The following is a 12,675-nucleotide window of genomic DNA, read 5'->3' on the forward strand; positions in this document are numbered from 1 at the left end:
GCGGGGTCACGCAGGCGGGGAGGCGGCGTCCATCTCCTTGAGCGCCGCTTTTTCATCGTCCGTCAGGGGCAGGGACAGGGTGTTTTCCGAGAACTCCCAGATCACCAGCCGCAGGCTGGCCGGCCAGGAGGCGCGGCGCTTGAGCGCTGCCACCATGGCACCGCTGAACTGGCCGCCATCCATGCTGAGGTTCCAGACTTCCTGGCCCAGCGCGCGGCCCAGCTGCGGCGCGAAATTGCTGCGCAGTCCGTTGGAGCTGCCGGCCAGCAGCACCTGCACGGGCGGCGTCTCGTCCAGCAGGCCGCCGCCGCGCACGGGGGCAATGGTCTGCGGGCGCACCTGGTCGCGCCGTGGGCGCCAGCCGGCCGGGGCATCGGCCAGGCCGGCCAGGGCCAGCAGGTCGCCGGGCAGCGGCTGCAGCGGCCCGGGCGCTGATTCCTCGAAGGCCTGGGCACCGCGCTGCCCGCCCAGCAGCGGCAGCGCGGCCTGGGCCACGGCCAGGGCGGCGGTGCGCGCGCCCTCGGCATTCATGTGCACGTCGGTGCGAAAGAAAACGGGTTGCGCCTGCTCCTGTACCTGCAGGGCGGGACGCAGATCCGCGAAGGCAATGCCGTCGGCCTGCAGGCGCTGCTGCCACAGGTCCAGGCGCTGCAGCATCACGGGTGCCACGGGCAGGCCGCACAGATGGGCGGCCTCGATGCGCGACTTGTCGGGCACGGCCACCACCAGGGTGGCAATGCCTTTGTCCTGCAACTGCCGGGTCCAGTGGCGCAGCAGGCGCTGGCGCGCCTCGAAGGGCGCGGCGCCCGTGCCGGGCTGGGGCCGCAGGCCGTCGCGGTAGAACATCCACTGCGGGCAGCCCAGGGCCACCTGCGCTCCCGTATCGCCCAGCAGGCGATAGCGCAGCGCGGCTTGGCCGGTTTCCAGCGAGGACTGCGCAGGCAGGCGCAGGCCCTTGTTCAGCGCCGCGCCCGCGCGGCCATCCAGCCAGGCGGTCAGTTGCAGCTCGCCGGCCTTGGGGCCTTGGCGGGCCAGCGTCCAGCCGCCCCAGGCCAGGCCCGACAGCAGCAGGGCGCCCCAGATCCAGGCGTTGCGCCGGTGTCCTTTGTCGGTTTGCAGTTCTTGCGCGGTGGGGTCCACGGTGTCAGCCCTTGAGCGCGGCCCGCAGCCGCTCCAGCCAGGTGGCGTTGGGCATGAGCGAGGCGTTGTCCCACTGGCCGGCCGCGTTGGGGCCGTAGCTGTAGGTGGGCTCGAACATCTGCCACACCAGCACCTGGGGCTTGTGGGACTTGAAGGCCGGCGACTCCAGGTACTCCAGCAGCATGGTCCACTGGCCCACGTTGCCGGGCTTCCAGTTCAGCGAGACCGGGCGGTCCAGCAGGTTGGAGAGCTTTTGCGGAAAGCCGAAGTAGGGCTGGACCATGCTGTGGCCGGTGACATGGACGGGGGCGGGCTCATCGTCGAGCAGGCCCTTGGCCGGAGCCTGGCGGCGCACGGTGTAGACCTCGCGGCCGATCTGCTTGCGCTCCTCGGCAGTCAGAAACAGCTCGGCCAGGTCGCCATAGCGGCGCTCGGTGACGGTGTCGCCCAGGGCCAGGCCGCTGCCGGCGCTGCCGGCCAGCTGGGGCACCTCGCCCTGGACCATGCGGGCGGTGGCCTCGGCCGTGGCGTCGGCTGCCGCCTGGGTCCAGTGCTGGTCGGTGCGGTAGAACACGTCCTTGCCGCTGTCGCGCACGGTGCGCAGCACGGCCTCGTCGTCAAAGCTGGGAAGGCCGGCGGCCTGCAGCGCCTGCAGCACCTGCTTGTAGCGGCCCTGGACATCGGCGCTCATGGCCTTGCCGTCGGGCATCTTGTCGGCATAGAAGCGCACCTTGTCGGGCAGCAGCAGCACCTGCAGCTTCACGCCGCGCGCGGCCAGCAGGTTGCGCGCCTCGGTGATCAGCCGCGTGGATTCCGTGATGCCGGCGCGGTCCACCTGGGTCAGGCTGCCCCAGCCCGGAAACAGCCAGCCGTCCTTGCCCCTGAGAACGATGGAGGAGCTGTCCTGTGCCTGTGCCGTACCCTGCGCTGCCAGCGCGCCCAGCACCAGGGCGCAGCCAGCCAGCCCGCGTGCGGCGCGCGCCATGCCCGAGCGCAGTCCGTGCAGGGCGGGGCGGGGTGCTTGCTTGGTCGAATCCATGGGAGCTTTCTCCTTTTCTCTTGTCTGTGTGGTGGCGGCGGCGGGGCAGGGCTTTCAATAGGACAGCGTCAGCGTCATGAACAGGCCCTTGGCGCGGTCGGCCTGGCCGCCGCCGATGTTGAAGCGGTACTGCATGGACCAGTCCAGATAGGACTGGGCCGTGCTGTAGTGGCTTTCGCGGAACCATTGGCGCAGGCTGACGCCCACGCCGGCGCTGGCCGACCAGCTGCTGCCATTGCCTTGCAGGGCCAGCGTCTGCCCCTGCTGGGCGGCCAACTGGGCTGCGGTGGGCGTGGCGCCCGGGGCGGCCTGCAGGGAGCGCACATCGACGCGGTTCCTCTGCTTGATCCAGTCGGCCGCGACCACGCCGAACGGAAAGATCACCAGCCCCTGGTTGATGCCATCGGCACGGAAGCTGCGGCCGATGCGGGCCTCGGTGGAGAAGAACCATTGCTCGCGCTTGTAGCGGCCCGAGCCGTCGCCCACCAGGGCGCCATTGGTCTGGTCGGTCAACGTGAAGCGCGAGGCCATGCTCTGGTTGGCATAGCCGGCCTGGCTGTAGCCCTCCATGGTGAACCAGCTGGAGCGGTCCGTGCGCCGGCCCGTTCCCTCGTAGAAGCCGTGGGTGACATAGGCCAGCCAGCCGCCCTGGCCCGCGCCCGCGCTGTATTTGGCCGATATCGGGTTGCCCAGCGCCGGTCCCGTGGGGTTGAGCGGATCGCGCCCGCTCATCAGGCAGCGCAGCTGGGGCGATTCAGGCGTGATGAAGCCCGAGCGCGTGGCCGTGCCCAGGTTGAACTGGCGCTCTATGCCGAAGGTCAGCGCGTACTTGGTGGACGGCGTGAAGCGCATGCCCAGTGATCCCGTGGTGGTGGGCAGGCCAGAGATGCCCCGGTTGTCGCCCGCCTGCACGTTGATGGGCAGGCCGGTACAGGGGTCGATGGCGCTCTGGCCCAGCGTGGTGCCGCCGCCGTCATGCAAGGTGCTGCCCAGTCGCCCGTAGACATCGAAGATGCGGGTGGACGAGTTCAGGAAGTTGGACGGGCGCCAGTAGGCTTCGGCCGTGCCGAAGACCGCATCGCCCGCCTGCGTGAGGATGCCGTCCGAGAACGCGCGCCCCGCAGGCCGCGCACCCCGGTAGCCCATGGAGACGATGGCGCCCCATTCGCGCGCGTAGCCGGAGACGGCGCTGCGTGCGTTTTCGCGCTGGCCGGGCGTGAGTTTGGCGGTGCCGGCGTCGTCCAGGTCGATGGCTTCCTTGAAGGTGCGCACGGCGCCCCGGCTGTCGCCGGTGCCGGCCAGCGCATAGCCTTCGTCCAGCATGGCGCCCGCTGGCGCCTCGCCCGTGGCGCGGGCGGCGCGAAAGTCCTGCAGCGCCTTGGCCGGTTCTTCCAGGCGTGAGTACAGGTAGCCGCGCTGCATCAGCAACTGGGCATCGTCGGGGGCCAGCGACAGGGATTTGTCCAGCCGCAGCAGGGCCTGGCCCTGCTGGTCGCGGTTGCCGGCTGCCAGCGTGGTGGTCAGCAGCTTTTGCAACTGCGGGTTGTCGGGGTCCTGTTCCACCGCCATGCGTGCCTGGTCGATGGCGGCCTTGTAGTCCTGGCGTGCGTAGGCTGCATAGGCCTGTGCGCTGGGGCCGCCCGCACCCTGGGCGTCGGAGGGCTGCAGCTCGCAAACCGTGCCATAGGGCGTGTCGCGGCAGTCCTGCAGCGGGGGCGGGTAGTCGGCCATGGCCAGGGTCTGCGAGGCGCCGCGCGTATCGGCCACCATGGGCGTGTCGCGGCCGGGGCGCAGGTCATCGGCTTGCTTGAGGCGGCGGGCCACGGCTTCATCCTGTGCCGGCATGGGCGCCAGCAGTGCGCGGGCGCGCGCCGCGTCGCCAGCGGCCAGGGCTGCGTCGGCCGCGATCAGGCGCAGGTTGGCGGACTGCTTGTCGTCCAGCCAGTCCTGCTTGAGCACGGCGTCGAAGTCCTCGTTGGCCTGCGCGGTCTTGCCCTGGCGCTGGCGGATGTAGCCACGCATGCCCAGCGCGGCCGTGTCCTCGTTGTCCTGCGCCAGCGCCTCGTCTGCGGCTTTTTCCGCATCGGGCAATTGCTCGGCCAGCAGCAGCGAGGTGATCAGCAGCAGGCGGTGCGATGCCGTTCCCGGCGCCAGCGCCACCGCTTCGCGCGCAAAGGGCACGGCCTGCGCCGGGTTGTTGGCGATCAGCGCCTGGTAGGCCTTTTGCGCCGGCAGCACGGCCTGGCTGCGGCGCAGGGTCTGGCGCTTGGCCACCAGGTCGCTTTTGTTGGGAGGGTCCAGGGCCAGGGCGGCGTCTGCGGCCTCGATGGCGGCGCCCAGCTGCTCCTGCGCCTCCAGCGCGCCTATCCACAGCAGCGCCCACTGGCCCTGGCTGGGGTCCAGGCGAAAGGCCTGCTCGGCCCTGCGTGCGCTGTCCGCGTAGCTCTTGGCGTTGTAGTCGGTGTAGGCCTGCGTGGCGATGGGAAAAGCCTTGTTGTAGGCCTCGGAAGCCGTGGCCCCGGCGGGCCCGCCCGCCGCCGCCCCGCCTGCGGCCGCCGCCCGCACATTGGCTTCGGCCTGCTGCAGCGTGGCCTCGTCCAGCCCGGCGGCACGGGCCGAGGCGATGGCCTTGAGCGCTTCCTCGTTCTTGCCCTGCTTTTGCAGCGAGTAGACCAGCAGCATGCGCAGGCGCAGCAGGTCGGGGCGCAGCTGTACGGCCGATGCGGCGGCGGACGCGGCCCGCGCAAAGCGGCCGGCCTGGTAGTGGGCATAGGCCTGGTTGGCCAGTTGCCACGCGCGCCCCCTGAGGGGCGCCTCGGCCTTGACGGCCGCCACGGCCTGCGGCCAGGCCGGCGGCGTGCTCCAGCCGGCGCCCAGCAGCGCGGCCAGCGTGAGAGGGCGAACGAGGGGAGCGAGATGCTTCATGTGCCGGCCCTTGGAGTGCTTGGAATGCCTTGTGCGGGAATGTCGGGATGCACCGTGGGGTCGGTGGGCTCCCCCTGCTGGAAGCTGATGGCCTCGTGCAGCGTGGCTTCGTCCAGCCAGCCCTGCTCCATGAGAATGGCGCCCAGCGGGCGGCGTTCGCGCCGCTGGATCTCCAGCGCGCTGGCCAGCCGGGTTTCGTCGATGGCCTGCCAGGACAGCAGCAGCTCGCCCAGGCGCTGGCGCTGGTGGCTCAGCTGGTCGGTGGAGGGGAAGTCGTGCATGGTCTTGTCCCAGGCCAGCCGCTTGCCCGTGACCAGGTGGACGATGAACAGTTTCCAGGCGCGCGCTGCCGCCATGGCATTGATGAAGTTGCCGATGACCATGCGCGGGATGGACAGCAAGGCGTGCTCCCAGCCGTACAGGCGAGAGACGAACCAGGCGCGCTGCACCACTCGCAGCAGCAGGGCGATGACGTTGACGCTCATCAGCGTCACCAGCCAGCCATTGGGAGCGAACAGGGACGGGTAGTACACCGTCCACCAGCCCATGTGGTCGGCCAGCAGGAAGAGCAGAAAGTTCAGCAGCAGCAGATAGGCGAGGATGGCCACGAAGGAGGTCACCAGCCCCTTGCGGTCCCGGAACAGCAGGTACTTGGTGGACAGCGGTCCGGCCCAGCCGACCTGGCTCCAGCCCTGCAGGCCGATGCCCAGCGTCCAGCGCGCCTTTTGCCTGTAGGCGGTCTTGAAGGTGTTGGGAAAGAACTCGCGTATGCCCAGCGGCATGGTCAGCGTGGAGACCTTTTCCTTGCCCAGGCCGAACAGCGGCTTGCGCCGTATCACGTAGTCCACGGGGAACTTGCCGAAGATCTGCTTCATGCCCCGGCGTGCCAGCCGTGCGCCGATGTCGTAGTCCTCGGTCAGCGTGTCGGTGTTGAAGGGCTGGTTGTGGGTCTCGGCGGCCAGCTCCTCCATCGCCTTGCGCGAAAAGCAGGTGCCCACGCCGGCCGAGGGCACCATGTGCGACATGCTCTCGCGCACCACCAGGTCCTTGGTGTGCCATTCGGCGAATTCGTCCATGTAGGTGCCGGCCACCAGCTCGTACCACTCGCGCTCCAGCGAGGTCACGGGCAGCTGGATGAAGTCCATGCGCGGCAGCAGGTAGTTGTAGTATTTGAGCTCCAGCGGATGCAGCACGTCCTCGCTGTCGTGCAGGATCACGCCGGCAAAGGGCTCGGGCTGCAGCGTGTTCTGCTGGAAGATGGCCTGCACGATCCAGTTGAGGCAGTCGGCCTTGCAGGTGGGGCCGTCGTGGGGCACCTCCACGCGGATCAGTTGGCGGTAGCGCCGGCGCATGCGCTCGACCTCGTTCTTGGTGCGTTCGTCGTTGCGGTAGGTGCCGACGAAGATCATGTAGTTCTTGTAGTCCAGCGTGCCCACCATGCTCTCCAGCATGGGCGCGATCACGTCGTACTCCAGCCAGGCCGGCACCATGATGGCCAGCGGCTTTTCCTCGACCTCCAGCAGCTGCTGCGTCTTCAGCGGCTGGTAGCGCCGCTTCACGGTCAGCGCGCGCCAGGCTTCGCGCACCCAGTACCAGGCGTCGATGAACAGGTCGTCGATGCTGGACAGCAGGATGACGACGGCCACCACGGCGCTGACGATCTCCAGCGCGTGGTAGTAGTCGGCCACCAGGTAGGGCCAGTAGAGGGAAGAGATCATGGCGATCGCCTCATGCCGTCGTCGTCGTGGCCCAGGCCGGGCTCAGTGCTTGGACTGCTTGCTGCGCGCCACCGCCCAGGCCAGCACCACCAGCAGCAGCACCACGAACAGCGCGATGGCGATGCCCGGCACGCTCCAGGACAGGAAGTTGCGCCATTCGTGGAAGGCGCTTTCGTGCGGGCCGGACGGAATGCCGGTTTCGGGATTGCTGCTGTCCACCCAGGCCAGCGGGCCGTCGCCGCCGATCACGGCGATGTTGCCGCGATTGAGCAGGAAGGGCTCGCCCAGGCCGCCCGTCCATTCGCCGATGGCATGCCACAGAATGCCCTGCTGGCCGCCTGCTGTGACCACTTCGGCCGAGGACAATTGCTTGAGTCCCTTGATGTCCAGCCAGTCCACCGACTTGCCGCGAATGCGCAACTGCTGCCGGTCCGTCACCGTCACCAGGGGCTTGGCGCCGTCCACCGGCACTTCCATGGCGACAAAGGGCCTGGAGGGCCTGGCCGTTGCATCGGCCTGGGCCACGACCAGCTCGGCCTGCGAAGCCGACAGGCCGCTGGCGGCCGCCAGGTTGGCCATGCGCTCCAGCGCGGCCGGCGCCGCCGACAGATAGCTGGCCGGCACCAGCAACTGCGACTTGGCGCCCAGCAGCGGCAGCAGGCCGATGAAGCTGCCGTTGGGCTCGGCCTTGCCGGGCGTCACGTAGCTGATGGCCGGCAGCACGCTGGCGGGGTAGGGCTGGGGAATCTCGTTGCAGTCGGCCGAGTAGGGCTGGCGCTGCACGGACACCCGCAAGGTGTTGTTGATGCCCAGCGCATAGCCGGGCACACGGGCGCTCAGGCGTTCGGGCTGGCCGTTGGCCTCCAGCTGGCGGGCCGACAGCAGCATGCCGTTCCAGAACAGCGTGGCCACGGGGCGCGTGGCCGAGGCGCCGGGGGCGGCGGCCAAGTACAGCGTGATCTCGCCCGGCATCTGGCCCTGCGAGGCCACGGCGCTCAGCGGGAAGTTCATCGTCCAGTCGCCGCGCGACAGCACGTCGAAGCTGTCGGGGCTGCCGCCCAGGCTGGACAGGCGTATGCCCTTGGCCTCGTCCCATTGCGGGGGCTGGGCCGCGGCCACGGTCACGTTGTCGCTGACCAGCAGGCGCTGCAGGGCGGCCTCTTGCAGGCCGGCCACGCGCGCACCCGCGTCGGCGGCCACGGCCAGCACCATCTGGCGGCCCATGGGCAGGGCGCGCAACTGCTGCGAGGCCAGCGCCTCGTTGGCCAGCGGTGCGCGCCGGGCGCGCCATTGCTGCAGGGCCTGGCCCGCATCGGGGTCGGCCGCCAGCTGGGCCTGCAGGGCCGCGAAGGCGGAGGTCAGGCGCTGCTGCAGTGCCTTGTCGGCCACCACGATGTCTCCGCTGACCTGGGCGGCGCCCAGCATGAGCAGCGCGCCCAGTTCGGCCTCACTGGCCAGCTTGTGCCGGGGCTCGGCGCCGCGCAGTGCGGCAAAGGCGGGCACGCCGGCCAGGGCGGCGGGAACCTCCAGGCCGCGCAGGTCGAGCGTTTCCCCCACGGCGGGCAATGCGTTCACCGTCATGCGCCTGTTGTTGCGCTGCAGGCTGGCGCCAATGCGCCAGGCGCTGTCGAACGAGGCCTGCTCCAGCTGCCGGCCCGCCACCAGCACGGTGGTGCGCACGGGCAGGGTGTTCCAGACATCTTCGATGCTGCGCACATCGCGCGGGTCCACGCGGTAGCTCAGCCGTGTCTGCGGCGAGATGGTCAGGGAGTTGGCCAGGGAATGGTTGTCATCGCATCGCACCTGTCCGTTGCGACTGCGCCAGTTCACGCCCAGCCGCACGAAATCGCTGGCGCGGGCCTGCTGGGCGACGGGCAGCGTGCGCTGCAGCATGCCGTCGCCATCGGGCACGGTCTGCGACACGGCGGGCGTGCCGTTGAGCGAGATCACCACGGTCGAGACACCGGGCTCGCCCTTGAGGTAGCGGCTATCGAAGGCAATGCTGGCATCGCCCAGCGGCAGGCCGCGCGGCACGGGCAGGTAGAAGTCCTGGGTGGCCGTGCCGGCCAGCACCACGGGATCGACGATGCCCAGCTCCTTGAGCGTGACGCTGCGCTGCAGCCCGTCGCTGGCGCCCAGCTGGCGTATGGCGTCACCCAGCGCCGAGGCCGATGCCGTCTGCGCGAACAGGGCGCCCAGTCCCAGCAGCGAACCCAGCGCCCAGCGGGCCCTGGTGCGGGAAAGCGATTGGCGGATGGTCGGTTGCATGGGGGCCTCTTTTCTCACTTCGGTGCTCGATTCGTAATGCGCTTCGTGGACGTGGTGCGCGGGGTGGTGCGTGCGTGGTTCAGGCCGGCGCCATTCCCTTGGTCACGGCCGCCGCGATGCCCGGGACGGCCGCGCCGCCTGTGTGGCCGGCGGCAAACTCGTCGAAGGGCTGTCCCAGCAGGGCATGCACGATGCGCTGCGAGGCCTGGCCATCGCCATAGGGATTGATGCGGCGCGCAAACGAGGCGTGGTGCCCCTCATCGGCCAGCAGCCGGTTGACCTCGGCCACGATGCGCGCGCGCTGCGTGCCCACCAGCAGCACGGTGCCGGCCGATACGGCCTCGGGCCGCTCGGTCACGTCGCGCATCACCAGCACGGGCTTGCCCAGGTAGGGCGCCTCTTCCTGCACGCCACCGGAGTCGGTCAGGATGATGTGGGCGCGCTGCATGAACCAGACGAAGTCCACATAGTCCAGCGGATCGATGAGGCGGATGTTGTCCATGCCGCCCAGCGTGCGCATGACCACTTCGCGCACGGCGGGGTTGAAGTGCACGGGGTAGACGATGAGCAGGTCCGGATGGCGCTGCGCCAGCTCGGCCAGCGCAGCGCAGATGTTCTGGAAGCCTTCGCCGAAATTCTCGCGCCGGTGTCCCGTGACCAGCAGCAGCGGGCGCTGCGCATCCACCCAGGGATGGCGCTGGGCAATGGCGCGGGCCAGCTCGGGCTGGGCATCGAGCCGGTCGCACAGCGTGGCCAGCGCATCGATGACGGTGTTGCCCGTCACGGCGATGCGGCCCTGCAGGTTCTCGCCCAGCAGGTTGGCGCGCGACGTCGGCGTGGGCGCAAACATCCACTGGCTGACCACATCGACCACGCGGCGGTTCATCTCTTCGGGAAAGGGCTGGGCCAGATCGCCGGTGCGCAGGCCGGCTTCCACGTGGCCCACCGGAATGCGGCGGTGAAACGCCGCCAGCGCGCAGGCCGTGGCCGTGCTGGTGTCGCCGTGCACCAGCACGTAGTCGGGCCTTTCCTGCTCCAGCACGCCATCGGCACCTGCCACCACGCGGGAGAACAGGCCGTTGAGCGTCTGGCTGGGCTGCATGACGGCGAGATCGTGCTGCGCCCGCAGGCCGAACAGATCCATCACCTGGTCCAGCATCTGCCGGTGCTGGCCGGTGACGCACACCACGCTCTCGATGCCCCGCGTCTGCGACAGGGCCGTGACCAGTGGCGCCATCTTGATGGCCTCGGGACGGGTCCCGAAAAACGAAAGAATCTTCATGCCAACCCCTTTTGCGTTTTCCCGTGCTCTTCGCTTGTGCGTTCTTGTGCTGCGCTGTACCCGGCAGGGACGGGACCCGTCTCAGCCCGAAGACGGGCCGGGCAGGCTGCAAAGCGGTGTGAAATATACGGCGGGTTTTTGGAATTCTCGATCGATTGGGTGCAGTCGATTGAAAACTATCGTCAATTGAGAGAAATTGACGGAAGTTAAGAGGACTTGAGGGAGCTTGATGACCTTGCTTTCCATTGGGAACCTCCGTCGAATCTCAAGCGCCGCAAGCCATGCGCGCCATGGGGCTGGATGCACTTTCGCGCTCCGGTGCTGTTGCACAAAGCTGCGCGCCTGGGTGCTTTGTTGCAGCTAGTACATCACCGAAACAAGGGTGTGCTTGTCAGACGCTTGCCTATTGCTGCCAACTGCTGCCTATTGCAAGCCCTGCCGCGGGTCTGCGCAAGGCTTGGAGCGGGCGCCTGTCCTGTCGCTTTCCCTGATGTGCGGCCGGTGCGCGAGGCAGGGGCAGGGGTGGGCGCGGCGGGCGCAAGCCTGGGCATGAACCTTGCCGCAAGCAGGCCCGGAAACGAAAACGGGCCCCGTGTAGGGGCCCGTTTTGCTGGGTGCATGGCGGAGAGGGCGGGATTCGAACCCGCGGTGGGGATTAGCCCACACACGCTTTCCAGGCGTGCGACTTAAACCGCTCATCCACCTCTCCGAAGCCAGCGATTGTAGCAGTGATTTCGGGTGGCCTCGGTAAGAAGCTGGAACCGGCTGCGATGGGGGGCGCCCGGGTGCGCCTCGCAGGTGCAACCGGGCAAGGCAGTGCCCGGTCGTTCAGCGGGGAGTCAATTGGGGTGGTGAATGGTTGCAATATCGTGAAATCCGGCGGGCTTGTGATGCGGGTCCATCAAGAAACTACTCTGTGCACACTATTGGCACTTGGCAAACCATGGCGTATCCGCATTGATTCAGCTTTTCCTCAGCCCGTGCATTCGATGGATGCAGATGCCGGGGGCCGCCATGTATACAAGAAGGTATTTTCCTTGCGCTGTGGAATTGGGGTAAATTTCATGTAAGTCATTGATATGATTGATTTTTGTGCAAATGAATTTATCTCCGGCTGATCCCTCCCGTATTGCGGCGTATCGACAGCCCAGCCCCAATCCATAGAAACCCGCTATCACCATGGCTCACCATTCAATGCGCTCCGATTTTCCCAGCGGCGGGGCGCTGCCATGGCGGGCACCGGCCTTCAGCCTTGTGGCTGTGCTGGGCGCCGCGGCGGCGCTCGCTGCCGGGCCGCAGCGGCAGGTGCTGGAAAGCCTGCCTTCGGGCACGGCCAAGGGAGCGCCTGCCTATGAGTTGTCGCTGCCCGCCTGCGCGGCGGCGCCTTGTCCCTTTGAGCTGAGGCTGGTGCGTGCCGGTGTGCAGCAGGGCCAGCCAGCGGCGCTGTCCTGGCCTGCGTCCAGGGGGCCGGCGCAATTGGCGCAGCCCGATCCGCTGTACGGCGTGGGTGATCCGCTGTCTGCGGCAGCAGGGGTCCAGCACCTCGAGCGCGTGTGGACGACTGGAGAGGAAGAAGACACCGTCACCGCTGCCGTGCGCAGCTTGCGCCTGCCCGCAGTGCAGGGCGGCTCGCGTGCGCTGCTGGTCACGCAGATGGGGGGCTTTGACCACCCCAAGCGCCGCCATGCGCTGTATGTCGCCACCGCCCAGGGCCCGCACCTGGCCTGGCAGTACGACGAGCCCCAGGGCAACTACCAAAGCTGGGTGCTGGCGCCCACGGGCCGGATTCCGGTGTTGCTGGTGCGCTATGCATCACCGCAGGACGATGCGCCCGACCAGATCGAGACCCGCAGCCTGCGCTGGAACAAGGGCCGGCAGGTGTTTGCCGAGCAGGCCTCGGCACCACCGGCCGCCGTGCAGGCCGTGGTGGCGGCGCGCTATGCCAGCGTGGCCGCAGCGCGTGCCGCACGCGCGCAGCAGTCCGACTGCCTGGGCGCCTATTCGGTCGTGCGCACACGCCCCGCAGGCGCTGCGCCCCACCACGCCCTGGTGCAGGTGGCGGCGGATATGGCGCAGGCGCATGCCGAATCACTGCGGCTGCGTGCCTGCTCGGCCAGTCTGCAGCCGCGCACCGTGCCATTGGTGCACCTGCTGCCGGATGCCGGCCTGAAGCCCGGCAACAAACCCGACCGCAAACCCGACCGCAAACCCGACCGCAAACCCGAGCCCGCCCGCTGAGCCGGTGCTGCGGCCCACATCGACAACCGGAAAGAGGGGAGCTACATGCCTGCCAACGGCCCGCA

General features: G+C 68.8%; 8 protein-coding genes and 1 tRNA gene. 1 reads left to right on the forward strand and 8 read right to left on the reverse strand.

What is annotated here, in order from left to right; all coding sequences use genetic code 11:
• Positions 1 to 6: 6 nt before the first annotated feature.
• The 8 genes from A9976_RS10925 to A9976_RS10960 all read right to left on the reverse strand — a co-directional run bounded on the left by A9976_RS10925 (position 7) and on the right by A9976_RS10960 (position 11,081).
• Positions 7 to 1,140 (reverse strand): alginate O-acetyltransferase AlgX-related protein, encoded by a 1,134-nt coding sequence (locus tag A9976_RS10925; protein WP_183019026.1) that lies wholly within the window; start codon positions 1,138 to 1,140, stop codon positions 7 to 9.
• 4 nt (positions 1,141 to 1,144) lie between these two features.
• Positions 1,145 to 2,179, reverse strand: a complete 1,035-nt coding sequence (locus tag A9976_RS10930; protein WP_183019027.1) for an alginate O-acetyltransferase AlgX-related protein — start codon at positions 2,177 to 2,179, stop codon at positions 1,145 to 1,147.
• Positions 2,180 to 2,233: 54 nt separating this feature from the next.
• A complete protein-coding gene (locus tag A9976_RS10935) occupies positions 2,234 to 5,104 on the reverse strand; it encodes an NfrA family protein (protein ID WP_183019028.1) in 2,871 nt (956 codons plus the stop codon).
• Positions 5,101 to 6,822 carry a glycosyl transferase family protein gene (locus A9976_RS10940; protein ID WP_183019029.1) on the reverse strand — a complete coding sequence of 574 codons (1,722 nt, stop codon included), beginning with the start codon at positions 6,820 to 6,822 and terminating at the stop codon, positions 5,101 to 5,103. The genes A9976_RS10935 and A9976_RS10940 overlap by 4 nt, the downstream gene beginning before the upstream one ends.
• 42 nt (positions 6,823 to 6,864) lie before the next feature.
• Positions 6,865 to 9,090: a hypothetical protein gene (locus A9976_RS10945; RefSeq protein WP_183019030.1), complete on the reverse strand. Its 2,226-nt coding sequence runs from the start codon at positions 9,088 to 9,090 to the stop codon at positions 6,865 to 6,867.
• 79 nt (positions 9,091 to 9,169) lie between these two features.
• Positions 9,170 to 10,372 (reverse strand): non-hydrolyzing UDP-N-acetylglucosamine 2-epimerase, encoded by a 1,203-nt coding sequence (wecB, locus tag A9976_RS10950; protein WP_183019031.1) that lies wholly within the window; start codon positions 10,370 to 10,372, stop codon positions 9,170 to 9,172.
• Positions 10,373 to 10,453: 81 nt separating this feature from the next.
• Positions 10,454 to 10,618 (reverse strand): hypothetical protein, encoded by a 165-nt coding sequence (locus tag A9976_RS10955; RefSeq protein ID WP_183019032.1) that lies wholly within the window; start codon positions 10,616 to 10,618, stop codon positions 10,454 to 10,456.
• Positions 10,619 to 10,991: 373 nt separating this feature from the next.
• A tRNA-Ser gene (locus tag A9976_RS10960) sits at positions 10,992 to 11,081 on the reverse strand.
• Between the two features lie 485 nt (positions 11,082 to 11,566).
• Here A9976_RS10960 and A9976_RS10965 point away from each other — a divergent pair.
• Positions 11,567 to 12,610 carry a hypothetical protein gene (locus A9976_RS10965; protein WP_183019033.1) on the forward strand — a complete coding sequence of 348 codons (1,044 nt, stop codon included), beginning with the start codon at positions 11,567 to 11,569 and terminating at the stop codon, positions 12,608 to 12,610.
• Positions 12,611 to 12,675 lie beyond the last annotated feature (65 nt).

Source organism: Delftia sp. UME58 (genome assembly GCF_014170385.1).
Taxonomy (GTDB): domain Bacteria; phylum Pseudomonadota; class Gammaproteobacteria; order Burkholderiales; family Burkholderiaceae_C; genus Comamonas; species Comamonas acidovorans.

Coding starts and splice junctions, on each gene's coding strand:
- A9976_RS10965 (WP_183019033.1), top strand. CDS start 11,567: ATGCGCTCCGATTTTCCCAGCGGCGGGGCGCTGCCATGGCGGGCACCG.
- A9976_RS10955 (WP_183019032.1), bottom strand. CDS start 10,618: ATGGAAAGCAAGGTCATCAAGCTCCCTCAAGTCCTCTTAACTTCCGTC.
- wecB (WP_183019031.1), bottom strand. CDS start 10,372: ATGAAGATTCTTTCGTTTTTCGGGACCCGTCCCGAGGCCATCAAGATG.
- A9976_RS10935 (WP_183019028.1), bottom strand. CDS start 5,104: ATGAAGCATCTCGCTCCCCTCGTTCGCCCTCTCACGCTGGCCGCGCTG.
- A9976_RS10930 (WP_183019027.1), bottom strand. CDS start 2,179: ATGGATTCGACCAAGCAAGCACCCCGCCCCGCCCTGCACGGACTGCGC.
- A9976_RS10940 (WP_183019029.1), bottom strand. CDS start 6,822: ATGATCTCTTCCCTCTACTGGCCCTACCTGGTGGCCGACTACTACCAC.
- A9976_RS10945 (WP_183019030.1), bottom strand. CDS start 9,090: ATGCAACCGACCATCCGCCAATCGCTTTCCCGCACCAGGGCCCGCTGG.